This is a genomic window from Cryobacterium sp. PH31-AA6 (assembly GCF_030063195.1).
In the GTDB taxonomy this organism is placed as follows: domain Bacteria; phylum Actinomycetota; class Actinomycetes; order Actinomycetales; family Microbacteriaceae; genus Cryobacterium.
Genome location: NZ_JASISS010000002.1, coordinates 31,284 through 57,787 on the forward strand (window position 1 = coordinate 31,284; position 26,504 = coordinate 57,787).

Below are 26,504 nucleotides of genomic sequence, written 5' to 3' on the forward strand. Positions count from 1 at the left end.
AGTGTGGCACAATCACCGGTGGAGGGCGTGCCCCAGGGGCGGCCGGGAATGGTCGGATTCGACGGATTCCGCGGCATCCGTACTGTCGGGGTCACCTCGCGCCTCAGTCCGGCGGGTGACGGCGGCAACAATCGAAGCCAGCACGATCACGATTCCGACGATCTGCAGTGCGGCGAGCCCTTCGCCGGCGATCAGCCAGCCCAGCACTATGGCCACGATGGGGCTGAGCAGACCGAGGAAAGGCGGGGTGCTCGCGGGGAGCCTGGCGATCCCTCGAAACCAGACAACGTAGGCGAACGCGGTGCCGACGAGGGAGAGATACGCGAGCCCGAGCAGGTTCGGAGGCGTCAACGGTGTCGCCGGAAGCCCCTCGACCAGGAGCATGACGGCCAGGAGGGAGAGCCCTCCGGTCGTGAGCTGCCAGGCCGTTGTGGTGAGCGGCGGGGCCGACTGCCCCCATTTCTTGGACAGAACGATTCCGGATGCCATGGACACAGTGCCGCCGACCGCGGCCAGGATGCCGATGGGGTCGAGGCGGGCCTGGGACTGGAGTACGATCAGCGACACGCCGAACACGCCCGCGGTGCCGGCGATCACGACTCGTGTGGTCAGTCGCTCATGGAGAACTCGGCTGGCGAGCAAAGCGACGACGAGCGGCAGAATGCCCCCGGCGATGGCGGCGACTCCGCCGGGAAGTCGGTAGGCGGCGACGAAGAGCAACGCGAAGAACGCGCCGATGTTGAGGATGCCGAGGACCCAGGACTTCCACCACCAGTGACCGTGAGGCAGCCGACGGCAGAACAGCAGGAGCAGGATCCCTGCCGGAAGCGCGCGCAGGGTTGCCGCCAGCAGCGGCCGATCCTCCGGCAGGAACAGTGTCGTCGTCAGGTAGGTGGTTCCCCACAGCATCGGGGCCAACGTCGTGGTCACCACAAGGGAGGTACGCTTGCTAAGCACTTAGCAAGTATACCTAAGTGCTTAGCAATTGATAGTCTGGACGCATGCAGGACCGTGTGGACCGTATCCTTTCGCAGTGGCACGCCGAAAAGCCAGAGCTCGATGTCTCACCCATGGCGGTCATTGGGCGGTTGAGTCGCACGGCGCTCCTGGTCGAGTCGCGTCTGGCCGGCACGTTTACCACCCACGGCCTGGACGCGTCATCCTTCGACGTGTTGGCGACGCTTCTGCGCAGCGGGGCGCCCTACCGCCTCGCACCGGTGGACCTGGCCCGGGAGGCCATGATTTCGACGAGCGCGGTGGCGCAGCGGTTGAACAAGCTCGAAGTCCGCGACCTGGTCAGGCGAGAGGCGAATCCCCACGATGGGCGCGGCACGCTTGTCGTGCTGACCGATGCCGGCCGGGACATTGTCGAGCGGGCACTGCCCGACCACCTCGAAACGGAGCGTGCCCTGATTGCGCCGCTCAGCGCCGCGGAGCAGGCTCAACTCGTGTCGCTTCTGCAGCGGATCACCGGCGCCGACGAGTCATGACCCGGGCGCGGTGTGAGGCACGCCTCAGTCCTGCGGTTTGGCCATGCCGAATTCGTTGACGGGGCCATCCTTCGGCTCTGGTTTGTGCCCGCCCGGGCAATGGAGGACGGCGTTCGGGGTGGAATGGTCGATGGTGTGCTCGCTCATCGGTCGGTCGCAGACGGGACAGACCGCCTCGCCGACTCGCTTGACGACCTGGTTGTACGGCCCGACGGGCGCCGGCCCCATCGCGCGCACCAGCTTGGTGTCCAGCCATTCGATGAAGTGCACGTATCGTTCACCGACGCCGTGCCCAGAGGAACCCGTCTCGTTCATGCCGCCAGAGTAACCCGCATCAGTCCGCGCGGATAGGAGATGAGAGCGGCGCTCTCGTCCACGGGGTCACGACCGGGCGCCCGGCCGCATCATTTCACGGCGATGATCTCGACGAGCTTGATGTCAGGGTCCTTCGCCAGCAGGGTTGGTCCGTGCTCGGCCAGCGCGGCCGGGATGGCTCCATTCAGGTGCGCCTGCCTGCCCTCTTCGGTCTCGAACGTGTCGAAGATCCCGAAGGTGACGTCGTCCACCCGGAATGCGTACCAGGTGCGGGTCTCCGGCTCGGCGAGCACGATGTCCCTGCCGCCGTTGAGGAAGTCCCACACATCCTGATCCTTGCCCGGCTTCGCTTCGACGATAGCCAATACTCCGAACTTGAGTGCCATCGCGGTCTCCTCGCTTCTCGCCTTCGAATCGGCCGACGGCCGGTTATGCCCCGAGTCTAGGAAGGTGTCGGTACCTCGGCAAGGGGGCCTAGCGTGCGCGCTCGGCGGATTCGTCGAGTTCGTCGTGGTGGATGCGGTCGCCGAGGTTGCCGAGCGGTTCACCGGTTCCGCCCCACCGCACGGCGATGATCTCGGCCGCGATCGACACGGCTGTCTCCTCGGGGGTGCGCGAACCGAGGTCGAGCCCGATCGGGCTGTGCAGCCGCTCCAGTTCGGCATCGACGAGCCCGGCCTCCCGCAGCCTGGCGAGGCGGTCGGTGTGCGTGCGCCGAGACCCCATGGCCCCGATGTATGCCACCGCAGGGGCGCGCAGGGCGAGTTCGAGCAGGGGCACATCGAACTTGGGATCATGGGTGAGAACGCAGATGACCGAGCGCGAGTCCACCAGGCCCGCCGCGAACTGCTCGGCGAGGTAACGGTGCGGCCAGGCGACGATCACCTCGTCGGCATCCGGAAACCGGGCGGGCGTCGCGAACACCTCCCGCGCGTCACAGACGGTGACCCGGTAACCGAGGAACGCGGCCAGGCGCGTCAGGGCGGCGGCGAAGTCGATGGCGCCGAACACGAACATCCGTGGTCGGGGCGCCTGGCTGTTGACGAACACCCGCATCCCCTCACCTCGGCGTTCGCCGTCGGGGCCATAGGTCAGGGTCGTGTTGCGGCCGGCGGCCAGCAGCCCCTGGGCATCATCGCTGACGGCCCGGTTCGCCCGTTCCGACCCGAGGTCGCCCTCGAACCCGTGCGGCCTGATCACGAGGTGACGTCCGATCATGGCGGCATCCGGATGCTCGATCACCGTCGCGACCGCGACCGGTCGGGAGGCGTCGATGTCGGCCCTGACGTCGTCCAATTGGGCGAAGGTCTGTTGCGAGACCGGCTCGACAAACACGTCGAGGATGCCTCCGCAGGTCAACCCGACCGAGAATGCGTCGTCGTCGCTGATGCCGTAACGGACCAGGACGGGCCGTCCGTCTGCGGCGACCTGGGTGGCAACGTCGTAGACCGCGCCTTCCACACATCCACCGGAGACCGAACCGGTGACGGCCCCGTCCGGGGCGACGAGCATCGACGCCCCGGCCGGGCGCGGGGCGGACTTGAAGGTGCGCACAACCGTCGCGAGGCCGGCGGTCTCCCCGTTCCGCCAGCCCGGCATCAGGGCGCCGATGATGTCACGCATGGTCGCCGGGGATTCGTGTCATTGGGGGGACCGGCGCCCGGCCGCCCGACCGACCCGGTAGGCGAGGAAAGCCACACCGGCGAGGAGGCCGATCAGTTTCCCCGGGTGGCTGAGCTGGTCGGCCAGCATCCCCTTGGCGAGGGTGAGGGCGTTCAGGCTCGTGGCGGCCGGGCGCGGGGCCTGGTGGGGCACTGGACGGGCCGTCGGAGGTGTCGCCGGCGATCCAGTCTGGGCCGGTGCGGCAGACTCGTGCTGGACAGGAGCCACTGCAGTTGGCTCGGCGGCCGTGACCATGGCCTGCAGGTTGTCCGCGAAGAGCGCCATCATCTGGTCCGTCACGCTGCCGATGATGCTCTTCCCCATGGCAGCGACTTTACCGGACAGGTCCACCTCGGCGCTGACGGTGCCGGTGGTGGCGCCGTCGGCCTCGACGAGGGACAGCGTCGCCGTGCCCTGGGCGGTGCCCTGGCCCCGTGCCTCCTGCGCGCGGCCCTGGAAGACGGCTCGGTGCGCGGCGGCGTCCCGCTCGATCACGTTCATCATTCCTTTGTACTGCATCGACACCGGCCCCAGTTTCACTTTCATGCCCACCTGATAGGCGTCCTCGGAGAGCTTGTTGAGTACCTCGGCGCCGGGGACGCAGCCGGCGACGCGTTCGAAGTCCATCAGGGTGTCCCACACGGTGTCGATGGGTGCCACGACGGTGAATGTGCTGTCGAGTTGCATGAGCTTGTCCCTCTGTTCGCAGGTGATTGAATCAGGTGATTAAACACGGTCGGCGCGGATCGCCTCCGCCACTTCCGCCAGGGCCGTGTAGCTGTGGCCGCTGACGAAGGCGTCGATATAGGGCAGGACGGCGGCCATGCCGCCCGCGAGTGGCTGGTAGTCGGGGGCCACCTTGCGCGGGTTGACCCAGACGATCCGAAAGGCCAACCGGCGGAGCCTGGCCATCTGGACGTCGACCTCGGCCGGGTCGTCCTGGGCCCAGCCATCCGAGATCAGCACGATGACCGCGCCACGGGCAAGCCCGCGGCGCCCGTGATCGTCGATGAATCGTCGGATGCTGCCGGCCAGGCGTGTGCCGCCGGCCCAGTCCTCGGCACCCGCCGCCGCCTCCGCCAGGGCCCGATCCGGATCCCGCAGGGCGAGCTGCCGGGTCAACCGGGTCAACCTCGTCGAGAACACGAACGCCTCTGCCTGGGCGCCCGAGACGGCGCCCTGGAGCAGGGACAGGAAGACCCGGGTGTACGGCTCCATCGATCCGGACACGTCGCAGAGCAGCACCAGCCGGCGCAGCCGGGGGCGCCGCCGGGCGTACACGAGCCTGACGGGGTCACCGCCCGTGTGGCCCGCGGCACGCACGGTGCGGCGGAGGTCCAGCCGGGCGGTACTCCTCGCCGAGGCCCGGGTTCGGCGGCTGAGCCGGGTCGGCGTCGAGAGGGCGATCCGGCGAACGAGGTGACGCATCCGGGCGACCTCCTCGGCGGTCAGGTCCGCAAATGAGGTGTCGTGCAGTCGCTCATCGGTTGAGGCCATCATCAGCAACGCCTCTCGCTCCGGGCCATCCGTGCCGCTGGAGTCTCCGCCTGGCACCGCGGCGGGCGGCTGCGCGGCTCGTTCGGGAACGTCGCTGCCCAGCGGTCTCTGGTCGGCCGGCGTCGGGCGGGACCGTGGTTCCGAGCCGATCGATGGCGGCGCCGTGCTGTCGCCCCGGCCATCGGCGGGGTCGAGGAGCCCGCCGAAAACGGCCATGAACACTCTCTCGAACACCGGAAGCTGCTCAGGGGAATTGACCAGTACGACCCTGCTGGTCCAGTACAGCGGGCCGAGGGACAGCGGTGGAACGAGCCGGAGCGCCTCGGCCAACCGGGCGGCCCGGTCGAGCGACACCGGCAGTCCGGCCAGACGCAGGGCGGTGCTGAAGCCGGCCGCGAGGGCCGCGGCCTCCACCTGGGGTGCGTCTTGCACGCCCTGGTTCTCAGTCATGGTCGGCACCGATCAGCCACGCGGTGCCCCGCGAGCGGGCCAGCTCGAGGTCGTCCCGGTTCTTCAGGATGGACCCCCAGGTATGGTCGATGCTGGCCGCGCCCAGCCGGTCCACGCCGAGCACGGCCAGTGCCGACACCCAGTCGATGGCCTCGGCGATCCCGGGCGGCTTGGCCAGGTCGAGGGAACGCAGGGCGGTGATCGCGGTGGCCGCCTGCAGGGCGAGCGGCTGCGCACTGCTTGGAACCCGGCGCCGCACGATCTCCGCGATGCGCTCCGGCGCCGGATAGTCGATCCAGTGGTACAGGCAGCGCCGGGTGAGCGCGTCGTGCAGATCCCGGGTGCGATTGGACGTGAGAATGACGATGGGCGGGTGGGTCGCCCGCACGGTGCCCAGCTCCGGGATGGTCACGGCGGCCTCCGCGAGCAGCTCGAAGGTGAACGCCTCGAACTCCGCGTCGGCGCGGTCGATCTCGTCCAGCAATAAAACGGCCGGCCGTGGCCCCGGATGCTCGATGGCCGCCAGCAACGGCCGGCGCAGCAGATACTCCGGTCCGAACAACTCCGTCTCGGCCAGGGTCACATTGCGCGCCTCGGCCAGGCGGATCCCGAGAAGCTGCCGTGGGTAGTTCCATTCGTAGAGCGCCTCGCCCGCGTCGATGCCCTCGTAGCACTGCAGCCGGAACAGCGGAGTGTCGAGCACGCGGGCGAGTGCCTTCGCCGCCTCGGTCTTGCCGACGCCCGGTTCACCTTCGAGCAGGATCGGTTGCGGCATCCGCACGGCCAGAAACAGGGCCGTGGCCAGCCCGGGGTCGGCCAGGTAGTCGACCCCGTCGAGGCTGTGCAGCAGGGAATCGACGTCGGGCACCAGCGCCTTCACCTCGCTCTCGGCCCCGGCGCGGGCGGCGCCCGTCCGGTCAGGGCTGGCCGACATAACGCTCCGGATCGGCGAGGAAGGCGGCGCGGCAGCCGGTCGAACAGAAGTAGATCGTGGCGCCGTCGTGCGCCACGTGCGCCGTCGCGTCGACGGCGGCCACGCTCATCCCGCAGACCGGGTCGATGGCGGTCGCCGCCTGAGCCGAGGCGCCGGATGCCGGGGCGCCTGGGGCTCGCAGCCTCGCTCGTTCTGCGACCAGCTGGGCCAGGATCGACAGGGCGACCTCGGCGGGCGTCTTCCCGCCGAGATCAAGTCCGGCCGGGCTGAACACCCGGGATCGTTGATCCTCGTCGACGTTGAGGGACGCGACGACCGCGGCGCCGCGCACCCGGCTCGCGACCAGGGCGACATACGGGACCCCGGCGCGGAGCGCGGCCTCGAGGGCCGGCTCCTCCCCGTGCCCGTGGGAGGCCACGATCAGGGCCGCATCATCCCGCCCCGGTGCCGCATCGGTCCCGTCCGTGAGTTCCAGCTCGAGCCCGAGCGCAGCGCCCAGCGTGGCGAGCGCCTGGGCGACGGGAGTCGTGCCGACCACCACCACGCGCGGCGCGGGCACCGACGGCTCGAGGAATATTTCCACCGCCCCGCCGCTCAGGCACGGGTTCGATACCTCGACCGCACCGTCCTCCGTGCTGTGCGACGGTTCGCCCGCGATGACACGGAGGAGGAGCGGCTCACGAGTGGACAGGGCCCTCAGTCCGTACTCGCGCACCGACGCCTCCACGCAGGCGCCGCCGACGAAGCCGTCGAGGTGCCCGTCTGCGTGGAGGAGGGCGGTGTCACCCGCGTGGGCGCTCGTGGGTCGCTGGGCGCGCACCACCGTGGCCCGCACGAACGCCTCGCGTCGCCCGGCGAGTTCCTGAGCCCGCCGTTCCAATGCCTCGCTTCTCGCCGGCATGTCAGATCGGCGGTGTCGCGCGGCCCTGCATGGCCGCCCACACCCTGGCGGGGGTGCACGGCATGTCCATGTGCGTGACCCCGAGGGGGGCGAGCGCATCGACCACGGCATTGAGGATCGCGGGAGGTGAACCCACCGTCGCCGACTCGCCGACGCCCTTCGCGCCGATCGGGTGGTGCGGCGACGGAGTCACGGTGAACCCCGTCTCCCAGTTCGGAACCTCCATGGCAGTGGGGATGAGGTAGTCCATGAACGATCCGCCCAGGTTGTTTCCGGACTCGTCGAACTCGATGAACTGCATCAGCGCCATCCCGACGCCGTCGGTCAGGCCGCCATGCACCTGGCCCTCGATGATCATCGGGTTGATCCGAGTGCCGCAATCGTCGACGGCGATGAACCGGCGAACCTTCACGTGGCCCGTGCCCGGGTCGATGTCGACGACGCAGATGTAGGCGCCGAAGGGGAAGGTGAGGTTGGGCGGGTCGTAGGTCACCTCGGCGTCCAGGTTGCCGTCGATGCCCTCCGGCAGCGTGACGGTGCCGTGAGCGCCCATGGCGATCTCCGCCATGGTCTTGCCGACACTCGGGTCGCCCTTGACGAACCAGCGACCCTTCTCCCACTCGAGGTCCTCCGGCCTGGTTTCGAGCATGGCGGCGGCGATGAACTTCGCCTTCTCACGCACCTTGCGGGCCACGAGGGCCACGGCGGCGCCACTGACCGGCGTCGACCGGCTGCCGTAGGTGCCCAGGCCGAACGGAGTCTGGTCGGTGTCGCCGTGCACCACATCGATGTCCTCCGGCGGGATGCCGATCTCCTCGGCCACGATCTGGGCGAAGGTGGTCTCGTGGCCCTGGCCCTGGCTCTGCACGGAGATCCGCACGACGGCCTTTCCCGTCGGATGGATCCGCAACTCCGCCCCGTCGGCCATGCCAAGGCCGACGATGTCCATGTGCTTGCGCGGGCCGGCTCCCACGGTCTCGGTGAAGAATGAGATGCCGATTCCCATCAGTTCGCCTCGGGCTCGCTTCTCCTTCTGCTCACGGCGCAGCTCGTCGTAGCCGGCCATCTCCATCGACAGCCTCAGTGCCCGCTCGTAGTTGCCCGAGTCGTATTCCCAGCCCGTCTTGTTCTTATAGGGGAACTGCTCCGGCTTGATCAGGTTCTTCAGCCGGAGTTCCGCCGGGTCCATCTCGAGCTTGCGGGCGAGGATGTCGACCATTCGCTCGACGAGGAGGACGGCCTCGGTGACCCGGAAGGAGCAGGCGTAGGCCACCCCGCCGGGTGCCTTGTTCGTGTACACGCCGGTCACCTTGCAGTGCGCGGCCTCGAGGTCGTAGCTGCCGGTGAAGATATGGAAGAACCCCGCCGGATACTTCGTCGGCTGGGCCGTCGCGTTGAACGCACCGTGGTCGGCGAGCACATTCGTGCGGAGGGCGAGGATCTTGCCCTCCTTCGTCGCCGCGATCTCACCCTGCATGATGTAGTCGCGAGCGAACGAGGTCGACATGAGGTTTTCCGAACGGTCCTCCACCCATTTGACCGGGCGTCCCGTCACGATCGAGCCGACAACGGCGAGGATGTAGCCGGGGTAGATGCCGACCTTGTTGCCGAAACCGCCGCCGATGTCGGGGGACACGATCCGGATCTTGTGCTCGGGAATTCCCGACACGATCGCGAAGAGGGTGCGGTGTGCGTGCGGGGCCTGGCTGGTCTCGTAGAGGGTGAGTGCGCCCTCGATCGGTTCGAAGTCGGCGACCGCCCCGCAGGTTTCCATCGGCGCCGGGTGCGACCGAGGGTAGACGATCTCCTGTTTGACAATGACGTCGGCGGAGGCGAAGACCGCGTCGGTCTCGGCGGCGTTGCCGGCCTCCCAGTCAAAGATGTGGTTGTCGGTGCGGCCCTCGATCTCGTCCCGGATGACCGGCGCGCCTGGGTCAAGGGCATGTCTGGCGTCGATCACGGGGGTGAGCACGTCGTAGTCGACGTCGATGAGCTCCAAGGCGTCGCGGGCGGCATAGCGGTCCTCGGCGATGACGAAGGCGACCTCCTGACCCTGGAAACGCACCTTGTCGGTGACGAGCACGGCCTGCACATCGGCGGACAGCGTCGGCGCCCAGGCGAGCTTGAGCCCGAGGAGATCCTGGCCCGTGATGACGGCCACGACGCCGGGGTGCGCCAGCGCCCGGCTGGTGTCGATGGACACCAGGCGGGCGTGCGCGACGGGGGATCGCAGGATGGCGCCGTGCAGCATCCCCGGCAGCACGATGTCGTCGACGTAGTGCCCCTTCCCGCGCACGAAGCGCGGGTCTTCCTTGCGCTGGATGCGGCCGTAGCCGATCGGGCGGTCGGCGTCGCCGGCGGCGGGGTTGGGGGCGTGAACCTCGGTGATGGTCATGCCGGGACCTCTTCTCCAGCGATTTCTTCGACTGCGGGGTGGTCGGCGGCCCATTTCACTGAGCGGACAATTGTGGCGTAGCCGGTGCAGCGACAGATCTGCCCGGAGATTGCCTCGCGAATCTCGGTGTCGTCCGGATGCGGGTTCTGGTCGAGCAGCGCCCGCGCCGTGAGCATCATGCCCGGGGTGCAGAATCCGCACTGCAGGCCGTGCTCCTCCATGAACCCCTGCTGCACCGGGTCGAGGGTCGTCCCGGACGCCAGCCCCTCGACGGTGGTGATGGCGCGGCCGTCGGCCATCGCCGCGAGCACGGTGCAGGATTTCACCGGCACACCGTCCATCAGGACGACGCAAGTGCCGCAGTTTGAGGTGTCGCAGCCCCAGTGCGTTCCGGTCAGTCTCAGGTCATCGCGGATGAAGTGCACGAGCAGCACTCGAGGTTCGATTTCCCGGGTGATCTCGTCTCCGTTGACGGTCATGCTGATCTGCATCGATTTCAGCCTTCCTGCGTTGTGGTGCTCTGGGCTGCGAGTGCGCGCTCACACGCGCGGCGCAGGACCCTGCGGGTCAGTTCGTCGGCCAGGTGCCGCTTGTAGTCGACGGGTCCGCGCTGGTCGGCGACGGGCAGCGACGCCATCGCCGCAAGCCTGCCGGCCTCCTCGAAGAGCTCCTCCGTCGGTTGCTGGCCGCGGAGCACCGTTTCCGCTTCGTCAATCGTGCCGTCGAGCCCCACTGCGGTGAGTCCGATGGCGACATCGTCGACGGTGCCGTCCTCGGCGAGGCTCACGGCCGCGCCGGCGGCCACGACGGCCCAGTCACCGACCCGGCGCTCGACCTTCTCGTAGGCGCTGCCCGAGCGCGGTCTGACCGGGAAACGGATCTCGACCAGCAGTTCGTTGTGTGCCAGTGAGGTCTCGTATGGTCCCTTGTGAAACTCGTCCATGGAAAGGATGCGGCCGCCGCCCGGACCGCGAACGATAGCCTCGGCGCGCAGCACATCACACACGGTGGCCAGGTCCTCGGCGGGGTCGGCCTGGCAGAGCGACCCGCCGATCGTGCCCCGGTTCCGCACGATCGGATCGGCGATCACGCGCTCGGCGTCGATCACGATCGGAAACAGTCGGGCGACATCAGCCGAGCCGAGCAGCGCCGAGTGGCGGGTCATGGCGCCGACCCGCAGCCGGGTTGCCTCCGGCAGGATGAAATCGAGTTCGAAGAGGTCGTTGATGTCGATCAGCCACTCCGGCCTGGCCAGACGGAGTTTCATCATCGGAAGGAGGCTGTGCCCCCCGGCGACGACCCTGGCCTCCTCGCCGTGTTTGTCGAGGAGGGCAATAGCGTTATCGATCGTGCTCGCGCGTACATAGTCAAACTGGGCCGGTATTTGCACAATGCCTCCTGGTGGCGGCGCGCCCGTCGGATGGACGGAGCGGTTTGCGACACATAGTGCTCCCGGGGCGGGCGGATGTCAATGAGGAGCACCCGGCAGCACGGGTGATACGGGGGTCGGGAAATTACCCTTAGTCTGGTATTTAGCTGAGGCTTTCCGGTGCGTCTGTCGCGGAGGCGGGCCGCCCTGGTCTCGACAACCTGGTCTCGACAACTCGGTCTCGACAACGGATGCGTCCGCGGGCAGAATCGTGACTGACGGCTGCAAATCGGATGCGCCGGCAGACCGAGTGGGTGGGCGATGTTCACGGACAGGAGCGACGCCGGCCGAAGGCTGGCCGAGCGTGTGGCAGCGCTGCGTCTTCTGGACCCGGTGGTCTACGCGGTGCCGAGGGGAGGGGTCCCGGTCGCGATCCGGATCGCCGAGAAGTTGCACGCCCCCCTTGACCTGCTGTTCCTTACTGCGGGCGCCCATGGATCAGGTCGGGGAGCACGGCGTCGGTCCGCCCCGCTCGAGAATCGCATCCGCTATCTCGGCGACCGGGCACCGATCAGCGCGAGTGGCAGGGACGCGGTGATCGTCGACGATGGCATGGCCAGTGGGGCCACGATGCGGGCCGCGCTGGCCGAGGTGCGCAAGCAGGGGGCCGCGCTGGTCGTGGTCGCGGTTCCGGTCGCCCCTGCTCGCGTCTGCGCCGAGCTCGGGCCGATCGCAGACCAGGTCGTCGTACTCGAGACCCCAGCGGAATTCTGGGCGATCGGCCCGTTTTACAAGGACTTCCATCAGCTCTCCGATGAGGAAACAGTCGACCTGCTAGGCGAGCACTGGGCGGTCGCCTGAGTGACCGTGCACCCACCACCGTGCGGGGACCGGAGCGTGGGCGGTACCGGGCAGAATGGAACGTGTACCTACTGGCCGAGCGAACCGGCAACGGGGAGTTCCTCGTCGTTTCGCTCGACTCAACGGGCCGGGAGGCCGCGCCCGCACGCAGACTCTCCCTCGCCGAGTTTCGCGACGCTGTCGCCGTGGCCGAACAGGATTCGCCCCGATGGGTCTGGGCCGACACCGCGCGGCTCTATCCACTACTCCTCGCCGCGGGGGTGCGGGTGCAGCGCGGCCACGACCTGCGCCTGTGCCACGCCATCCTCCGCCAGTCGACGCTGACGGCGACGAGCGAGCTTGCCACGCAGGCTCCCGGCCGCTGGGACAACGCCCCCGAGGTTGTGCCTGAGGAACCGTCGCCCGGTACGACCCTGTTCGAGCTCGGCTTCGCCGACGACGGGACCGACGATGCCGGCAGCGATGACGACGCACCGGCGGAGTTCCGCCGGCAGCTCGCCGCCGTGGCGACCTCCGCCGAACCCGGCCGCCTCCGCCTGCTCCTCGCCGCAGAATCGGCCGGTGCCCTGATCGCGGCCGAGATGCAATTCGCGGGTCTGCCCTGGCGCACCGAGGTGCACGACCGCCTGCTCACCCGTGAACTCGGCCCTCGGGTCGCCCCTGGGCTGCGTCCGGAGCGGCTCGAGGGCCTGGCCATGCGGATCAGGGCGGAGCTCCGGGAACCTCAGCTCAACCCGGACTCCCCGCAGGACGTGCTGCGGGCCCTCCAGCGAATCGGCCTGTCGCCGACGTCGATGCGCGCCGGGGAACTGCAAAAACTCGAGCACTCCGTTATTGCGCCCCTGCTCGAGTACAAGAAACTGGCCAGACTCCTCGCCGCGAACGGGTGGTACTGGATGGACACCTGGATCGTCGATGGTCGGTTCCACCCCGAGTACGTCCCCGGCGGGGTCGTGACGGGACGGTGGGCGACCCGCGGCGGCGGAGCCCTGCAGCTGCCCAAACAGGTGCGCGGAGCGGTGATCGCCGACGACGGGTGGAAACTCGTCGTGGCCGATGCCGCCCAACTCGAACCGCGCATCCTGGCCGCGCTCTCGGCCGACACCGCCATGGCCACGGCCGGCCGGGGTACCGACCTCTACGCCGGGATCGTGGCCAGCGGAGTCGTCGAAACCCGGGACCACGCCAAGGTCGCCATGCTGGGAGCGATGTACGGCGCGACGACGGGTGAGAGCGGGCGCCTGCTGCCTCGCCTGGCAAAGGCCTACCCGCGTGCGCTCGGCCTCACCGAGACAGCGGCGAGGGCCGGCGAGCGTGGTGAGAGCGTCACGACCAGGCTGGGCCGATCGTCGCCCCGGCCGGGGGAGAGCTGGCTCGCCGCGCAGGCGCAGGCGTACGACCCCGGGGCGACGGATGCCGACGAGCGCCGGGCGCGGAGCCAGGCGCGGGACTGGGGCCGGTTCACCCGCAACTTCATCGTGCAGGGCAGCGCTGCCGAATGGGCGCTCTGCTGGATGGCCGAGATACGCCGGGAGCTACGCCTGCTCGGGAACGTGGAGAGGACCGTCCCCCAGGAGACGGTCCGCGGGGGCTCCTCGGCTTTCTCCCATGCCCCGCACCTCGTCTTCTTCCTGCACGACGAGGTCATCGTGCACACCCCGGCCGGGCTCGCCGCCGACGTCGAGCAGATCGTGACCCGGGCGGCGGAAACGGCCGGCCGGCATCTCTTCGGCGACTTCCCCGTGGATTTCCTGCTCACCGTCGCCACCGTCGACAGCTACGACCAGGCGAAGTGAGCCGTCGGGGGAGACGGCCGCGACGGGGTTGACCGCCGCGCCAGTCAGGCCGCGCCGGTCAGGCGGCGGCGACCGGCCGGCGGCCACGCCGGGGTCGTACCTCGCTCAGCCCGCGCTGGAATGATTCCGGGCCGACTGCGAGAAGGGATTCCTCCGCGACGGCGAGCCACGCGACCGCCGCGCCCGCCAGTGCGGCACGGGCCTCCGCCTCGAGCCGGTCCTGCCCCAGCGGCGCTGCCCCGGACGCGGATTCGTTCGCGGATTCGGCCGCGGCGAGCCAGTGGTCCCGGTAACGGGCGATGAGGGCGAGCGTGTCGACGTCGGGAATCGAGGACGCGATCAACACCCGGTCAACCAGGTCGTTCCATTCTTCCCCGCGGGCGCTCTCGATCGAGGTGAGCCAATCCACGGCCTCGACCCGGCCCGCGGCGCTGATTCGGTAGAGCGGGAGGCCGTCGCTGGTGGACCCACCCGGCTCAATGGCGCCCTGCTTCACCAGACGTTCGAGGGTGCCGTAGATCTGACCGACGTTGACCGGCCGTCGCCCGGCGGTGCGGGACTCCAATTCACCGTGCAACTGGAAACCGTAGGCCGGCCCGATCGAGAGGATCGCGAGCAGGGTGGTGCGAACGGACACAGTGCCTCCGGTTGATTCCTGAATAACCATACCGAGTATGCCCAAGCCGATCAGGGACCGACACCGGATCCTTGTGAATTCAGGGTTGGCTGGGGCATAATTGCGCTATCGGCCTGAGGGCCGCACAAGTTCACAGTTTCGCTGCATTGTTTTGTTCTGAGGTCGTTGGGGAAGACGCATCTCACAGAACGGAGAAAAACGATGGCGGCAACACAAGCTCGTCAGGCACCGTCTGCGCGAGGGGTGCTTTTCGTGCACTCGTCACCGCGCGCGCTGAGCCCGCATGTCGAGTGGGCGGTCGGTCGTGCCCTCGGCGAGGCGGTCAACTTTGACTGGTCCGATCAGCCCGTGCTCAAGGGTGCCCAGCGCGCCGAGTACCACTGGGAGGGCGAGGCGGGTACCGGTGCGGCGTTGGCATCGGCGTTACGCGGCTGGGAACACCTGCGCTACGAGGTGACGGAGGATGCCGGGTTCGGCACCGACGGCGGCCGTTGGCTGCACACCCCCGACCTTGGCATCTTTTTCACGCAGACAGACACCGTCGGCAACGTGGTCATCCCGGAGGATCGCGTGCGCAGCGCCATGGAGCGTGCCGGGGCGAACGCCCTCGAGTTGCACCGGGAACTCCGGTTGGCCCTCGGTCAGGCGTGGGACGACGAACTCGAACCGTTCCGCCACGCCAGCGATTTCAACTCCGTCGTCTGGCTGCACAAGGTGGGCTGAACGCAATCGACTACCCGAGGGTGGCGCACGGCGCGTTGATCGGTGACTTGACCCGGTGGCCTGTGAGCGAAACTTGAGGGGATGCAAGAGAAATGACCCCGGCCGGGATACGGTCGGGGTCATTCTTTTTCGGCAGAGCCGGTCGCTTAGACCGAACGGAACCCGACGACGGCGTTATGGCCGCCGAAGCCGAACGAGTTGCTGATGGCCAGGAGATCCCCGGCAGGCAACGCCCGTGGCGTCGTCACGACGTCGAGCGGGATGTTCGGGTCCTGGTTGACCAGGTTGATGGTCGGTGGGGCGATCCGGTCGGAAAGAGCGAGCACCGTGAAGAGCGCCTCGATCGCGCCGGCGCCACCGAGGAGGTGACCGGTGGAAGCCTTGGTGGCCGAAACGGGGATGCCCTCGAGCAGGTCGCCGAAGACGCGGCGCAGGGCGTTGTATTCGGCGATGTCGCCGACCGGGGTGCTGGTTGCGTGCGCGTTGATGTGCGCGACATCCGAGAGGGATGCCCCAGCATTGTGGATGGCCGCGATCATGGCGCGGGCGGCCGCCGAACCTTCGGGGTCGGGAGCGGTGATGTGATAGGCGTCACTGGTGACGGCGCCGCCAACCAGTTCGGCATAGATGCGCGCTCCTCGCGCCTTGGCGTGCTCCTCGGTCTCGACGACGAGCGCCGCGGCGCCCTCGCCCAGGACGAAACCGTCCCGGGTGATGTCGTAGGGGCGGGATGCCGTCGCCGGGTCATCGTTGCGCTTGGACAGCGCCTGCATGGCGGCGAAGGACGCGATCGGGAGCGGGTGGATCGCGGCCTCGGACCCACCGGCAATGACCACGTCGGCGAGACCGGACTGGAGACGGTTGTACGCGTTGACGAGGGACTCGGTGCTCGAGGCGCACGCGGAGACGACCGTGGTGATTCCGGCACGTGCGTGCAGGTCCATCCCGATTGCCGCTCCGGGGCCGTTCGGCATGAGCATGGGGACGGTCATCGGGAGGACACGTCGGGGACCCCGTTCGCGCAGGGTGTCCCACGCGTCGAGCAGGGTCCAGACCCCGCCGATTCCGGTCGCCCAGTCCACGGCGAGCCGTTCGGGGTCTGCTTCGGGGGAGCCGGCATCCGCCCACGCCTCGCGCCCGGCGATCAGGGCGAATTGGCTGGAGGGGTCGAGACGCTTGGTCTCGTGGCGCGCGAGCACTTCGCTGGAGGGGACCTTCGCCTGTGCCGCAAAGGTCACGGGGAGCTGGGTGCGGGCAACCCACTCATGGTCAAGCGGGCTGGCTCCGGATTCACCGTTCAGTAGGGCCGCCCAGCTTTCGGCGGCGGTGCCGCCGAGCGGGGAGGTCGCTCCGATGCCGGTGATAACGATCTTTTTGGTCATGACGAGACTCTCTATGAGCGTGGATGGTGGGCTTGACCCACAGATCAGGCCGGACGGCAGCTGCCGACCGGCCTGTTCTCTGGTGGGTTAGTCCTGTGCCTTGACGATGAAGTCAACGGCATCGCCGACGGTCTTGAGGTTCTTGACCTCTTCGTCGGGAATCTTGACGTCGAACTTTTCCTCAGCGTTGACGACGATGGTCATCATCGAGATGGAGTCGATGTCGAGGTCGTCGGTGAACGACTTCCCGAGCTCAACCGTGTCGGCGGAAATGCCAGTCTCGTCATTAATGAGCTCGGCCAGGCCGGCAAGAACTTCTTCGGTGGACAATGCCATTTTTTTCTCCTTGGGGGTGTCTCGTTTGACCGAGACTCAGTTTAGAGGGCTTACGGGGAATCTAGGGGAGGACGACAACCTGCGCGCCGAAGACCAGGCCGGCGCCGAAGCCGATCTGGAGGGCGAGGCCGCCGCTGAGCTCAGGGTGCTCCTGGAGCAACCGGTGGGTGGCCAGCGGGATGGACGCCGACGACGTGTTGCCGGTGGTGGCCACGTCACGGGCGATCACGACGGAGGCCGGAAGCTTGAGCTGCTTCGCGAATTCGTCGATGATGCGCATATTGGCCTGGTGGGGGATGAACGCGGCGAGCTGGTCGCTCCCGATCCCGGCGGCCTCGAGTGCCTTCTTGGCGACCTTGGCCATGTCCCAGACGGCCCAGCGGAACACGGTCTGGCCTTCCTGACGCAGGGTCGGCCATTCGGACTCGCCGCGACGGTATTCCTGCAGGTTGTGGTTCATCGTGATCGCGTCCGCCTTCGACCCGTCCGACCCCCAGACGGTGCTGGAGATTCCCGGGTAGTCGCTCGGGCCGATGACGACCGCGCCGGCGCCGTCGCCGAGCAGGAAGGAGATCGATCGATCCGTGGGGTCGACCAGGTCGGACAGCTTCTCCGCGCCGACGACGAGGACGTAGTGGGCCAGACCGGTGCGGATCATCGAGTCGGCCTGGGCGATGGCGTAGGTGTAACCGGCGCAGGCCGCGTTGACGTCGTAGGCGGCGGCCGGATTCGCGCCGACGCGGTCGGCGAGTACGGCCGCGATCGACGGCGTCTGCCGGCCATTGCTGATGGTGGCGACGATGACGGCGTCGATCAGGGCCGGGTCGATGCCGGACTTCTCGATGGCCTCGCGGGCGGCATCCGTTGCCAGGTCGACCGCTTCGATCTCCTGGCTCGCCCTGGTGCGGCTGATGATGCCGGTGCGCTGTTGGATCCATTCGTCCGAGGAATCGATCGGTCCGACGAGCTCAGCATTGGGCACCGACAGGTCGCCGCGGGCAGCGCCGACGGAGAGGATGCGGGTGTACTGGGGACCGTGCGACTGCTGGAGTGTTGGCTTGGTCATAATCTCTCTCGGTCAGGCTTGGATCTGCTGGTCGATCAGGTCGAACGCTGCGGGCAGGTCGTCCGGAGTCTTGATCGCGACGCTGGGCACGCCTTTGAGTGCACGTTTGGCGAGTCCGACGAGGGCGCCTGCCGGCGCAACCTCGATGATTCCGGTCACCCCCGCAGCGGCGAAGGAGGCCATGCACTGGTCCCACCGTACCGGCGAGGACACCTGGGCCACCAGCAGCTCGACGAAACGGCCGCCGCTGGAGACCCGGTTTCCGTCCCGGTTCGACCAGATCGGCAGAGTGGGATCGTGCGGGTTCAGCCCCGCGGCAACCTGGGCAAGATGCTCAACGGCGGGCTGCATGTAACGGGTGTGGAAGGCACCGGCGACCTGAAGCGGAATGACCCTGGCCCGGGCGGGCGGGGCGGCGGCGAGAGCGGCGAGGGCGTCCGGTGAGCCGGCGACGACGATCTGACCGCCGCCGTTGAAGTTTGCGGGCTCGAGGCCGAGCTCGTCCAGCCGGGCCAGCAGTTCGGTTTCGTCCGCACCGATCACGGCGCTCATCCCGGACGGTTCGAGTGCGGCGGCCCGCGCCATGGCACTCCCGCGGTCCCGGACGAACCCAACGGCCTCCGCTGGACTGAGGATGCCCGCTCCAGCGGCCGCGGTGATCTCACCGACGGAATGCCCCGCGATGCCGGCGATCTTGTCGCGACGCCCGCCGGCGAGGAGGAGGTCGAGGGTGAGCAGTCCCGCCGCGACGATCAGCGGCTGGGCGATCTCCGTGTCGCGGATCGTGTCGGCGTCACTGACCGTGCCGTGACGGAGGAGGTCGATGCCACAGGCATCCGAGATCTCCGCCAGGCCCGCATCGAAGCCGTCTTCACGGAGCCACGGCTCGAGGAATCCGGGGGTTTGCGAGCCCTGGCCGGGGCAGACGACAACAATCATGTGAACAGTCTCCCAAGCTCATATTCCGGACGGGTGTCGACTGCCCACCAAGTATTCGCCAAACGTTTGTCGATAGTCACCAGAACGGTGTTCGGTCATCGGCGCCGACTGGAGCCGTCGTGGTCGCTGATCGAGCCGATGATCAGCGCGGACTGCAGGATCAGCGCCTCCCTGGCTCCGGTGGCGTCGTAGCCGATCACCTCGGACACCCGTTTGAGTCGGTACCGCACCGTATTGGGATGCACGAAGAGTTCGCGGGCGGTGGCCTCGAGCGACCGGCCGTTGTCGAGGTAGCACCACAGGGTGGTCAGCAGCTCGGTGGAGTGTGCCTGAAGCGGGCGGTAGACGCGATGGATCAGCGTGGCGCGGGCGAGCGGGTCGCCGGCCAGGGCACGTTCGGGCAGGAGGTCGTCCGCCTGGACCGGGCGTGGCGCGTTTCGCCAGGAGCGGGCAACGGCGAAGCCGGCCAGGGCCGCCTTCGCGCTCTTTGACGCGTCGACGAGGTTGGGGACCTCGTGCCCGAGGACCAGGTGACCGGCCCCGAAGCTCGGCTCCAACTGCATGGCGATCTCCATGAAGCTGAGGGCGGATGCCGTTCCGATCGCCTCCTCCGCCTCGGTCGGTTTCGGGTGCGCGCGTCCGATCACGAGGACGAGGCGGTTGCCCTGCACACCGATCAGCACGTCGGCGGCCATGTGCCTGGCCGAGCGGCGCAGCTGGTCGACGTCGAGCATCTTCGGCGTGGTGCCGACGAGAACGCACACCTCGCCGTGCCCGTGCCAGCCGAGTGCGGCGATCCGGCTGGGCAATTCGTCATCGTACTCGCCGCTCAGGATGGAGTCGACGACGAGGGCCTCGAGACGCACGTCCCAGAGGCCGCGTGCTTCGGCTGCGCGCGCGTAGACATCCGCCGCGCCGAAGGCGATCTCGCGGGAGTAGAGCAGGATCGCCTCGCGCAGGAGCTCGCTGCCGTCCTTCACCCGCTCCTCGACGACCTCGACGGTGACCCGGATCAGTTGGAGCGTCTGTTGCAGGCTGATCGACCGCAGCAGCTCGCGGGGAGCGGCTCCGAAAACGTCCGCGGCGATCCACGGCGTTGACCGGGGGTCGTCGAACCAGGAGATGAAGGATGTGATGCCGGCCTGGGCGACGAGGCCGACGGCGGACCGCCGCCCCGGCGGCATGTCGCCATACCAGGGCAGCGTGTCCTCGAGTCGTTTCAGGGTCGCCGTGGAGAGCTCGCCGGAAATCGTGCGCAACCAGGCGAGCGTCTGTTCCTTCGTTTTCGGAGCGGGTGCCACCGGGGCTTTAGCTCTCGCCCCCGGCGGAGCCCGTGGTGCCTGCGGTCACGTCGTAGAGGCGGTACTTCTCAATCGCCTGTCCGACCAGGCTCCGGTCGACCTCTCCGCGGCGGGAGAGCAGCTCGAGGGTGCGGACGACCATGGAGGGTCCGTCGATCTTGAAGAAGCGCCGGGCGGCGGGACGGGTGTCGGAGAACCCGAAACCGTCAGCGCCGAGAGTCGCGAAGTCGCCGGGGACGAACTGGCGAATCTGGTCCGGCACGGCGTGCATGAAGTCCGTCACGGCCACGAACGGGCCGGAAGCGCCGGCCAGCTTCTCCGTGACGTATGGGATGTGCGGCGTCTCGTCCGGGTAGAGGAAGTTGTGCTCCTCCGCGGCGATACCGTCACGACGCAGCTCGGCCCAGGACGTCACCGACCACACATCGGCCGACACGCCCCAGTCCTCGGCGAGCAGCGCCTGGGCCTCGAGAGCCCACGGCACGGCGACGCCGGAGGCGAGGAGCTGGGCCTTCGGTCCGCTGATGGGCGAGTGGTTGATCCGGTGGATTCCGCGGACGATGCCGTCGACGTCCACTTCCTCCGGCTCGGCGGGCTGGACGGCCGGCTCGTTGTAGACCGTGACGTAGTACATGACGTTCGGGTCGGAGTGCTGCCCGCCGTACATTCGCTCGAGGCCGGACCGCACGATGTGGCCGATCTCGTAACCGTATGCCGGGTCGTACGAGACCACGGCGGGGTTCGTCGACGCCAGGAGCGGCGAGTGGCCGTCGGCGTGCTGCAGGCCTTCACCGGTCAGCGTGGTGCGACCGGCGGTGGCGCCGATCATGAACCCGCGGGCCATCTGGTCGCCCGCCGCCCACATGGCGTCGCCGGTGCGCTGGAAACCGAACATCGAGTAGAAGACATAGATCGGGATCAGGGGCTCGCCCTGGGTGGCGTACGACGTGCCCACATTGGTGAAGGCGGCCATGGCGCCGGCCTCGTTGATACCCACGTGCAGGATCTGCCCCTGAGGGCTCTCCTTGTAGGCGAGCAACTGGGCGTGGTCGACCGAGGTGTACTGCTGGCCGTTCGGGTTGTAGATCTTCGCGTTGGGGAAGAACGCGTCGATCCCGAAGGTCCGGGCCTCGTCGGGGATGATCGGAACGATCCGGTTGCCGAAGTCCTTCGCGCGGAGCAGTTCCTTGAGGAGGCGCACGAAGGCCATCGTGGTGGCGATCTCCTGGGTGCCGGAGCCCTTCTTGGTCGGTGCATAGGTGGCGTCGCCGGGGAGGTTGACCTGGGTGTACTTGCTGCGGCGTTCCGGGAGGTAACCGCCGAGCGCACGTCGGCGTTCGTGCATGTACTGGATGGCCTCGTCGTTGTCGTCCGGACGGTAGTACGGCGGAAGGTACGGGTTTTCCTCGAGCTGGGCATCCGTGATCGGGATGCGGGTGCTGTCGCGGAAGGTCTTGAGGTTGTCCAGGGTGAACTTCTTCATCTGGTGGGTCGCGTTGCGCCCCTCGAAGCTCGGGCCGAGGGCGTAGCCCTTGACGGTCTTCGCCAGGATGACGGTCGGCTGGCCCTTGTGTTCCGAGGCGGCCTTGAACGCGGCGTAGACCTTGCGGTAATCGTGCCCGCCCCGCTTGAGGTTCCACAGTTCGTCGTCGGTGTAGCCCTCGACGAGCTTGAGTGCGCGCGGGTCGCGTCCGAAGAAGTGCTCACGGACGTAGGCGCCGCTCTCGGCCTTGTACGTCTGATAGTCGCCGTCGGGGGTGACGTTCATCAGGTTCAGCAGGGCGCCGTCGACGTCGCGCGAGAGCAGGTCGTCCCACTCACGCCCCCAGACCACCTTGATGACGTTCCAGCCGGCGCCGCGGAAGAAGCTCTCCAGCTCCTGGATGATCTTGCCGTTTCCGCGCACGGGGCCGTCGAGGCGCTGCAGGTTGCAGTTGATGATGAAGTTGAGGTTGTCGAGGCCCTCGTTTGCGGCAACCTGGAGCTGGCCGCGGCTTTCGACCTCGTCCATTTCTCCGTCGCCGAGGAAGGCCCAGACCTGCTGGTCGCTGGCGTCCTTGATGCCACGGTTGGTGAGGTAGCGGTTCGTCTGCGCCTGGTAGATCGCGTTAATCGGTCCGAGGCCCATCGACACGGTCGGGAACTGCCAGAAATCCGGCATCAGGCGCGGGTGCGGATATGAGGAGATGCCGTTCGGAGCGTGTGACTTCTCCTGGCGGAAACCGTCGAGCTGATCGTGCGAGAGGCGTCCCTCGAGGAAGGCGCGGGCGTAGGTGCCGGGGGAGGCGTGCCCCTGGATGAAGATCTGGTCGCCGCCGCCCGGGTGGTCCTGGCCGCGGAAGAAGTGGTTGAAGCCGACCTCGTAGAGGGCGGCGGAGGAGGCATAGGTGGAGATGTGCCCGCCGACCGAGATACCGGGTCGCTGGGCCCGGTGCACGAGGACCGCGGCGTTCCAGCGGATCCAGGCGCGATAGCGGCGTTCGAGGTCTTCGTCGCCGGGGAAGTCCGGTTCGTTTCCGGCCGCGATGGTGTTGATGTAGTCGGTGGTCGGCACCATGGGCACGCCCAGGTGCAGCTCCTTGGACCGCTTGAGCAGGCTCAGCATGATCTCCCGGCCGCGCTGGTGTCCCTGTGCGGCGACGAGTGAATCCAGTGATTCAGACCACTCTGCTGTCTCCTGCGGGTCCGCATCCGTGCTGTTCACTGAATACGGGTCCTGGTCGTTGACGGTCACAAGCGACCTCTCTGTCCTGGGCAGACCGTTGTTCTGTTCTGCCGAATTAGGCGTGCCGGATTGCGGTCGGGTGGGACCAATGGCACTCCGCAAGCCTACAGATTCCGGCTGAGGTCCGCGCACGTCCCCCGCGCGGTTTCGCAGGCGGCGAACAGGAGGCATTCTTGGTTCCCACGACGAGCGGGACTAGGCTGTGTCGCTGCGCTCCACCGCATCGGTGGGCGAGGGAAAGGATGCGCTCCATGGCATTGGAAAACGATACGCAGGCACCGGACTTCCAACTGGTCAACCAGTTCGGCGAGCGTGTTCAGCTCAGCCAGTTCCGGGGAGAGAAGTCGGTGGCGCTGGTCTTTTTCCCGCTGGCATTCTCCGGGATCTGCAGCGGAGAATTGTGCGAGCTTCGCGACAACATCGCCCTGTTCGCCGACAGCGCGGTGGAAGTGCTCGCCCTTTCGGTCGACTCAAAGCACACCCTCCGGGCCTGGGGCGAGCAGGAGAAGCACACCTTCAGTCTCCTCGCCGATTTCTGGCCGCATGGTGCCGTCGCCAAGGAATACGGGGTCTTCCTCGAGGACAAGGGCTACGCCAACCGGGCGACGTTCCTCATCGACACCCAGGGCATCATCCGGGCGAGCTTCATCACGGCACCGGGCGAGGCGCGTTCCCTCGACGCATACTGGGCGGCGATCTCCGAACTCCAGCCCGCGTAACCCGGATGCCGCTCCGCTGACTCGGCACGCGGCATCGGCACGCGAAATCTGTATAGTGGTCATCGACCCGCACGAGACAGAATGCAGGGGCCTTTAGCTCAGTTGGTAGAGCGCCACGTTTACACCGTGGATGTCATCGGTTCGAGCCCGGTAGGGCCCACATAATAGATACCCTGGATGGTTCTGAGGTTGTTGCGCTAAAGGGCAGCCACCGCCTGGGTGCAGAGCCGCTCGCACTGAATCGCTGGGCCCCGCCGCAATTGGCGCTGTCCCTAAGCCACGGCGACGAGTATGGTCGGTCCATGAAGCCGAGAATCAGATTCCTGTCCAGCGTCATCGCGCTCGTCCTCACCGCTTCGGGCATTGGTGCCGCCGGTGCTCTTCCGGCTACTGCCGCACCCAGCTCCCCGGTCAACAAATACGTCGCAATGGGGGACTCCTACGCGGCCGGGCAAGGAGGCGGTGACTACGCGAACGACTGCCTGCAGAGCCCGAGCGGCTACCCGGCACTCCTGGACGCGGTCAAGGGCACCAACCTTATACGCAACGTCAGCTGTCGTCTGGCGACGACCCTCGACGTCAACGCCACGCAGACCATGGCTCTGAACCGGGGAACCACGTTGGTCACCCTCACCGTGGGCGGCAATGACCTGAATGTCGCCGGCATCGCGGCGGCCTGTGTCTCCCCGGATGCCCTGGCCTGCGGAAACGCCATCTCCGCGGCAGGAGCCTTGATCTACTCCGGTGTGCTGGCGGGCCGCCTGGCCACAACGTACGCTCAGGTCGCGGTCGCGGCCCCGAACGCCCGCATTGTCGTCACCGGCTACCCGCTCCTGTTCGCCTCCTCGGCCGACCCGCGGATCGCGCAACTCAACGGTGCCACGACGGTGCTGAACCAGACCATCCAGGGCGTCGTCGCCCAGGCCCAGGCAACCCGCCCGAACGTGAGCATCGCCTACGCCGATGTGTCCGCTGCCTTCGCAGGTCACGCGATCGGCGATGTCGATTCCTGGGTCAACTTCGCCGGGCCGGATGCCTTCCACCCGACTCCAGCCGGCTATCGGGCCTACGCGGCGGCCATTGCAGCAGTCCTGTAGCGCCTGGGGCCGAGTCCAGGGCGGCAGCCCCGAGGAACCGCGCCAGGCCGGCTCCTCAACACGGTGGCGGCCAGGCGCGATACGCTGAATCCAGCGCAGTCATTCGTGTCGCTCCCAGCCACTGAGGAAGCCATTCGTTCCCTCGAGGAGCTGAGAGGTCGTGTCGGCCAATGATTCCCTGGCTCCCAGCGTGGAATTTCGCGTACGTCGATGCGCGGGCGGGGGTTCGGTGACGTCATTGGACCGCAGTGCGTTTGCCGCGGCCGCACTGGAGCTCTCCGAAACTGAGGAAAACAAGTCCAGTCTCTGCTGGCCATTCCTTCGTGCCCTCCCGATCACGGGCGCCGCGATTTCGACCCTCGGCTCCCCGTTCGGAACGGAAACCATCTGCGCGAGCGACGAGCAGGCGGCTCGGATCGACGAACTCCAGTTCGACCTTGGCGAAGGCCCGTGCTGGCAGGCACTCTCCACGCATCGGCCCGTGCTCAGCTCTGACATCCGGACCCCATCGGCGGCCTGGCCGATGTTCGCCCAGGCGATCGGAACCTCAGAGGTCGGCGGGCTGTTCGCCTTTCCGATGTTCATCGGATCGCTCAACATCGGAGCGGTCGACCTCTACGCCACCCGACCGGGCAGCCTGTCCGCGTCGCAGATCGATGACGCGACGGTGCTGGTGGCTCTCGCCGCTCGCCAGGTTCTCCGACGAGCCCTGCTGTCCCGTCCGGTCGTCACTGACGAGTCGGACGACGAGGGGTACTCACGTCGGGTCGTGCACCAGGCCACGGGAATGATTCTGGCCCAGCTCGACCTCCCGGCGGCGGATGCATTACTCGTGCTTCGCGGCTATGCTTTTTCTCACGGACGGACGGTGCGCGACGTCGCCACCGATGTGGTGGCGCGGAGAATCACCATTCCTACACAATTCGACGGCCTATAGTGCGGCGTCTATTCAGAACGGGTACATCGTGACCAAGACACGTGAGGGTCAATTAGTCGAGACGTTCGTCACGTTGGCGGACACCCTTGTCGTCGGCTATGACATCGTCGACCTGTTACACACGCTCGTCGACAAGTGCGCCCTCCTGTTCGAGGCCTCCGCCGTCGGCATCATTCTCTCCGCCGGCGAAAACGACGAACTCGAAGTCGTCGCGTCGACCAACGAGCGCAGCCGTCTCGTCGAGATTCTCCAGCTTCGTGCCGGAAAGGGCCCCTGTGTGGAGTGCTATACGACCGGAAAGCCCGTGGCGATCCCCGACCTCGACATCGTCGCCCCCAAGTGGCCACGATTCCGGGCCGGGGCGCTCGAACTGGGATTCATGTCGATGCATTCCGTTCCGCTGCGCCTGCGTCAAACGAGCATCGGTTCCCTTAACCTCTTCTGGGACCGGGTGGGGGGCCTGGGAACGGACGATCTCCTCACCGTCCAGGCCCTGGCCGACACCGCCACCATCGGAATCCTGCAGGAGCGGGCCCTGCGCGAAAGCGGCGTGGCCCGGGCGCAGCTGCAACACGCGCTCAACAGCCGGGTGCTGATCGAGCAGGCCAAGGGCGTTGTCGCATACACCCACAACTCCAACATGGAGGAGGCGTTCGCCGTGCTGCGGACGTACGCCCGCGAGAACGGCCTGCCCCTCGTCGAAGTGGCCGAAAGCATCGTCAGTCGTACGCTGAGTCTCTGAGTCTCTGAGTCTCTGAGTCTCTGAGTCTCTGAGTCTCTGAGTCTCTGAGTCTCTGCGTCTCTGCGTCTCTGAGCCGCGTCCAGGTCCGACCTGGGCCGTTCAATCCGACTTGTCCGGCACCTCAGAATTCCCGGTCAGGCCCTCGCCTTCAGGCTGGGATCGTCATATAATGATGCCGCGCCCCGGACCCCGGCTGCACCTTCTATTTGGTGAACTCGGGAGGCACGACC

At 67.7% G+C, this 26,504-nt stretch carries 26 protein-coding genes and 1 tRNA gene; 9 read left to right on the forward strand and 18 right to left on the reverse strand.

Annotation, left to right across the window (positions count from 1 at the left end):
* Nucleotides 1–12: 12 nt before the first annotated feature.
* A complete protein-coding gene (locus tag QMG61_RS01955; RefSeq protein WP_283492657.1) occupies nt 13–957 on the reverse strand; it encodes an EamA family transporter in 945 nt (314 codons plus the stop codon).
* A 44-nt stretch (nt 958–1,001) separates the two neighbouring features.
* On the opposite strand from QMG61_RS01955, the gene QMG61_RS01960 reads away from it, so the two are divergent.
* Entirely contained in the window at nt 1,002–1,490 is a 489-nt protein-coding gene (locus QMG61_RS01960) for a MarR family winged helix-turn-helix transcriptional regulator (RefSeq protein WP_283492658.1), read from the forward strand.
* A gap of 24 nt (nt 1,491–1,514) precedes the next feature.
* On the opposite strand, the gene QMG61_RS01965 is transcribed toward QMG61_RS01960, so the two are convergent.
* The 10 genes from QMG61_RS01965 to QMG61_RS02010 all read right to left on the reverse strand — a co-directional run bounded on the left by QMG61_RS01965 (nt 1,515) and on the right by QMG61_RS02010 (nt 11,034).
* On the reverse strand, nt 1,515–1,805 hold the full coding sequence (locus tag QMG61_RS01965) for a hypothetical protein (RefSeq protein WP_283492659.1): 291 nt from the start codon (nt 1,803–1,805) through the stop codon (nt 1,515–1,517).
* 89 nt (nt 1,806–1,894) lie between these two features.
* Complete coding sequence (locus tag QMG61_RS01970; protein WP_283492660.1) at nt 1,895–2,191, reverse strand: putative quinol monooxygenase; 297 nt, start codon at nt 2,189–2,191, stop codon at nt 1,895–1,897.
* 88 nt (nt 2,192–2,279) lie between these two features.
* Nucleotides 2,280–3,428 (reverse strand): XdhC family protein, encoded by a 1,149-nt coding sequence (locus tag QMG61_RS01975; protein ID WP_283492661.1) that lies wholly within the window; start codon nt 3,426–3,428, stop codon nt 2,280–2,282.
* Nucleotides 3,429–3,446: 18 nt separating this feature from the next.
* Nucleotides 3,447–4,154, reverse strand: a complete 708-nt coding sequence (locus QMG61_RS01980) for an SRPBCC domain-containing protein (protein WP_283492662.1) — start codon at nt 4,152–4,154, stop codon at nt 3,447–3,449.
* A gap of 39 nt (nt 4,155–4,193) precedes the next feature.
* Nucleotides 4,194–5,414 carry a vWA domain-containing protein gene (locus QMG61_RS01985; RefSeq protein WP_283492663.1) on the reverse strand — a complete coding sequence of 407 codons (1,221 nt, stop codon included), beginning with the start codon at nt 5,412–5,414 and terminating at the stop codon, nt 4,194–4,196.
* Nucleotides 5,407–6,348 carry an AAA family ATPase gene (locus tag QMG61_RS01990; RefSeq protein WP_283492664.1) on the reverse strand — a complete coding sequence of 314 codons (942 nt, stop codon included), beginning with the start codon at nt 6,346–6,348 and terminating at the stop codon, nt 5,407–5,409. Before QMG61_RS01990 ends, QMG61_RS01985 begins: the two co-directional genes overlap by 8 nt.
* Nucleotides 6,332–7,228 (reverse strand): XdhC family protein, encoded by an 897-nt coding sequence (locus QMG61_RS01995; protein WP_283492665.1) that lies wholly within the window; start codon nt 7,226–7,228, stop codon nt 6,332–6,334. The genes QMG61_RS01990 and QMG61_RS01995 overlap by 17 nt, the downstream gene beginning before the upstream one ends.
* A 22-nt stretch (nt 7,229–7,250) precedes the next feature.
* Nucleotides 7,251–9,644, reverse strand: a complete 2,394-nt coding sequence (locus QMG61_RS02000) for an aerobic carbon-monoxide dehydrogenase large subunit (protein WP_283492666.1) — start codon at nt 9,642–9,644, stop codon at nt 7,251–7,253.
* Complete coding sequence (locus QMG61_RS02005) at nt 9,641–10,135, reverse strand: (2Fe-2S)-binding protein (protein WP_283492667.1); 495 nt, start codon at nt 10,133–10,135, stop codon at nt 9,641–9,643. Before QMG61_RS02005 ends, QMG61_RS02000 begins: the two co-directional genes overlap by 4 nt.
* A gap of 5 nt (nt 10,136–10,140) precedes the next feature.
* Nucleotides 10,141–11,034, reverse strand: a complete 894-nt coding sequence (locus QMG61_RS02010) for an FAD binding domain-containing protein (RefSeq protein ID WP_283492668.1) — start codon at nt 11,032–11,034, stop codon at nt 10,141–10,143.
* A 300-nt stretch (nt 11,035–11,334) separates the two neighbouring features.
* On the opposite strand from QMG61_RS02010, the gene QMG61_RS02015 reads away from it, so the two are divergent.
* Both QMG61_RS02015 and QMG61_RS02020 read left to right on the forward strand, forming a co-directional pair.
* Nucleotides 11,335–11,874, forward strand: a complete 540-nt coding sequence (locus QMG61_RS02015; RefSeq protein ID WP_283492669.1) for a phosphoribosyltransferase — start codon at nt 11,335–11,337, stop codon at nt 11,872–11,874.
* Between the two features lie 62 nt (nt 11,875–11,936).
* Nucleotides 11,937–13,670: a bifunctional 3'-5' exonuclease/DNA polymerase gene (locus QMG61_RS02020; RefSeq protein WP_283492670.1), complete on the forward strand. Its 1,734-nt coding sequence runs from the start codon at nt 11,937–11,939 to the stop codon at nt 13,668–13,670.
* A 58-nt stretch (nt 13,671–13,728) separates the two neighbouring features.
* Here QMG61_RS02020 and QMG61_RS02025 read toward each other — a convergent pair whose 3' ends face one another.
* Nucleotides 13,729–14,307, reverse strand: a complete 579-nt coding sequence (locus QMG61_RS02025) for a PadR family transcriptional regulator (RefSeq protein ID WP_283492671.1) — start codon at nt 14,305–14,307, stop codon at nt 13,729–13,731.
* A gap of 201 nt (nt 14,308–14,508) precedes the next feature.
* On the opposite strand from QMG61_RS02025, the gene QMG61_RS02030 reads away from it, so the two are divergent.
* Nucleotides 14,509–15,030 carry a DUF3145 domain-containing protein gene (locus QMG61_RS02030; RefSeq protein WP_283492672.1) on the forward strand — a complete coding sequence of 174 codons (522 nt, stop codon included), beginning with the start codon at nt 14,509–14,511 and terminating at the stop codon, nt 15,028–15,030.
* 146 nt (nt 15,031–15,176) lie between these two features.
* Here QMG61_RS02030 and QMG61_RS02035 read toward each other — a convergent pair whose 3' ends face one another.
* The 6 genes from QMG61_RS02035 to aceE all read right to left on the reverse strand — a co-directional run bounded on the left by QMG61_RS02035 (nt 15,177) and on the right by aceE (nt 22,788).
* Nucleotides 15,177–16,412 carry a beta-ketoacyl-[acyl-carrier-protein] synthase family protein gene (locus QMG61_RS02035; protein ID WP_283492673.1) on the reverse strand — a complete coding sequence of 412 codons (1,236 nt, stop codon included), beginning with the start codon at nt 16,410–16,412 and terminating at the stop codon, nt 15,177–15,179.
* Between the two features lie 87 nt (nt 16,413–16,499).
* Nucleotides 16,500–16,748 (reverse strand): acyl carrier protein, encoded by a 249-nt coding sequence (locus tag QMG61_RS02040; protein ID WP_283492674.1) that lies wholly within the window; start codon nt 16,746–16,748, stop codon nt 16,500–16,502.
* A gap of 61 nt (nt 16,749–16,809) precedes the next feature.
* Nucleotides 16,810–17,814 (reverse strand): beta-ketoacyl-ACP synthase III, encoded by a 1,005-nt coding sequence (locus tag QMG61_RS02045; protein ID WP_283492675.1) that lies wholly within the window; start codon nt 17,812–17,814, stop codon nt 16,810–16,812.
* Between the two features lie 12 nt (nt 17,815–17,826).
* Nucleotides 17,827–18,753, reverse strand: coding sequence for an ACP S-malonyltransferase (locus QMG61_RS02050; protein WP_283492676.1), 927 nt, complete (start codon nt 18,751–18,753; stop codon nt 17,827–17,829).
* A 95-nt stretch (nt 18,754–18,848) separates the two neighbouring features.
* On the reverse strand, nt 18,849–20,054 hold the full coding sequence (locus tag QMG61_RS02055) for a PucR family transcriptional regulator (RefSeq protein ID WP_283492677.1): 1,206 nt from the start codon (nt 20,052–20,054) through the stop codon (nt 18,849–18,851).
* Nucleotides 20,055–20,061: 7 nt separating this feature from the next.
* Nucleotides 20,062–22,788 carry a pyruvate dehydrogenase (acetyl-transferring), homodimeric type gene (aceE, locus tag QMG61_RS02060; protein ID WP_283492678.1) on the reverse strand — a complete coding sequence of 909 codons (2,727 nt, stop codon included), beginning with the start codon at nt 22,786–22,788 and terminating at the stop codon, nt 20,062–20,064.
* A 242-nt stretch (nt 22,789–23,030) separates the two neighbouring features.
* Here aceE and QMG61_RS02065 point away from each other — a divergent pair, with 242 nt between their 5' ends.
* The 5 genes from QMG61_RS02065 to QMG61_RS02085 all read left to right on the forward strand — a co-directional run bounded on the left by QMG61_RS02065 (nt 23,031) and on the right by QMG61_RS02085 (nt 26,274).
* Complete coding sequence (locus tag QMG61_RS02065) at nt 23,031–23,498, forward strand: peroxiredoxin (RefSeq protein ID WP_283492679.1); 468 nt, start codon at nt 23,031–23,033, stop codon at nt 23,496–23,498.
* Nucleotides 23,499–23,585: 87 nt separating this feature from the next.
* Nucleotides 23,586–23,658 (forward strand) — tRNA-Val (locus QMG61_RS02070).
* Between the two features lie 142 nt (nt 23,659–23,800).
* On the forward strand, nt 23,801–24,595 hold the full coding sequence (locus QMG61_RS02075; RefSeq protein WP_283492680.1) for an SGNH/GDSL hydrolase family protein: 795 nt from the start codon (nt 23,801–23,803) through the stop codon (nt 24,593–24,595).
* Nucleotides 24,596–24,824: 229 nt separating this feature from the next.
* Entirely contained in the window at nt 24,825–25,532 is a 708-nt protein-coding gene (locus tag QMG61_RS02080) for a GAF and ANTAR domain-containing protein (RefSeq protein WP_283492681.1), read from the forward strand.
* A gap of 28 nt (nt 25,533–25,560) precedes the next feature.
* Nucleotides 25,561–26,274 carry an ANTAR domain-containing protein gene (locus QMG61_RS02085; RefSeq protein WP_349357737.1) on the forward strand — a complete coding sequence of 238 codons (714 nt, stop codon included), beginning with the start codon at nt 25,561–25,563 and terminating at the stop codon, nt 26,272–26,274.
* The last annotated feature ends 230 nt before the right edge of the window (nt 26,275–26,504 follow it).

Bases quoted from the DNA above. Each gene is read 5' to 3' on its own strand.
- QMG61_RS01960 (WP_283492658.1), top strand. From the start codon at position 1,002: ATGCAGGACCGTGTGGACCGTATCCTTTCGCAGTGGCACGCCGAAAAG.
- QMG61_RS01965 (WP_283492659.1), bottom strand. From the start codon at position 1,805: ATGAACGAGACGGGTTCCTCTGGGCACGGCGTCGGTGAACGATACGTG.
- QMG61_RS01970 (WP_283492660.1), bottom strand. From the start codon at position 2,191: ATGGCACTCAAGTTCGGAGTATTGGCTATCGTCGAAGCGAAGCCGGGC.
- QMG61_RS01975 (WP_283492661.1), bottom strand. From the start codon at position 3,428: ATGCGTGACATCATCGGCGCCCTGATGCCGGGCTGGCGGAACGGGGAG.
- QMG61_RS01980 (WP_283492662.1), bottom strand. From the start codon at position 4,154: ATGCAACTCGACAGCACATTCACCGTCGTGGCACCCATCGACACCGTG.
- QMG61_RS01985 (WP_283492663.1), bottom strand. From the start codon at position 5,414: ATGACTGAGAACCAGGGCGTGCAAGACGCACCCCAGGTGGAGGCCGCG.
- QMG61_RS01990 (WP_283492664.1), bottom strand. From the start codon at position 6,348: ATGTCGGCCAGCCCTGACCGGACGGGCGCCGCCCGCGCCGGGGCCGAG.
- QMG61_RS02000 (WP_283492666.1), bottom strand. From the start codon at position 9,644: ATGACCATCACCGAGGTTCACGCCCCCAACCCCGCCGCCGGCGACGCC.
- QMG61_RS02005 (WP_283492667.1), bottom strand. From the start codon at position 10,135: ATGCAGATCAGCATGACCGTCAACGGAGACGAGATCACCCGGGAAATC.
- QMG61_RS02015 (WP_283492669.1), top strand. From the start codon at position 11,335: ATGTTCACGGACAGGAGCGACGCCGGCCGAAGGCTGGCCGAGCGTGTG.
- QMG61_RS02030 (WP_283492672.1), top strand. From the start codon at position 14,509: ATGGCGGCAACACAAGCTCGTCAGGCACCGTCTGCGCGAGGGGTGCTT.
- QMG61_RS02035 (WP_283492673.1), bottom strand. From the start codon at position 16,412: ATGACCAAAAAGATCGTTATCACCGGCATCGGAGCGACCTCCCCGCTC.
- QMG61_RS02040 (WP_283492674.1), bottom strand. From the start codon at position 16,748: ATGGCATTGTCCACCGAAGAAGTTCTTGCCGGCCTGGCCGAGCTCATT.
- QMG61_RS02045 (WP_283492675.1), bottom strand. From the start codon at position 17,814: ATGACCAAGCCAACACTCCAGCAGTCGCACGGTCCCCAGTACACCCGC.
- QMG61_RS02050 (WP_283492676.1), bottom strand. From the start codon at position 18,753: ATGATTGTTGTCGTCTGCCCCGGCCAGGGCTCGCAAACCCCCGGATTC.
- QMG61_RS02065 (WP_283492679.1), top strand. From the start codon at position 23,031: ATGGCATTGGAAAACGATACGCAGGCACCGGACTTCCAACTGGTCAAC.
- QMG61_RS02075 (WP_283492680.1), top strand. From the start codon at position 23,801: ATGAAGCCGAGAATCAGATTCCTGTCCAGCGTCATCGCGCTCGTCCTC.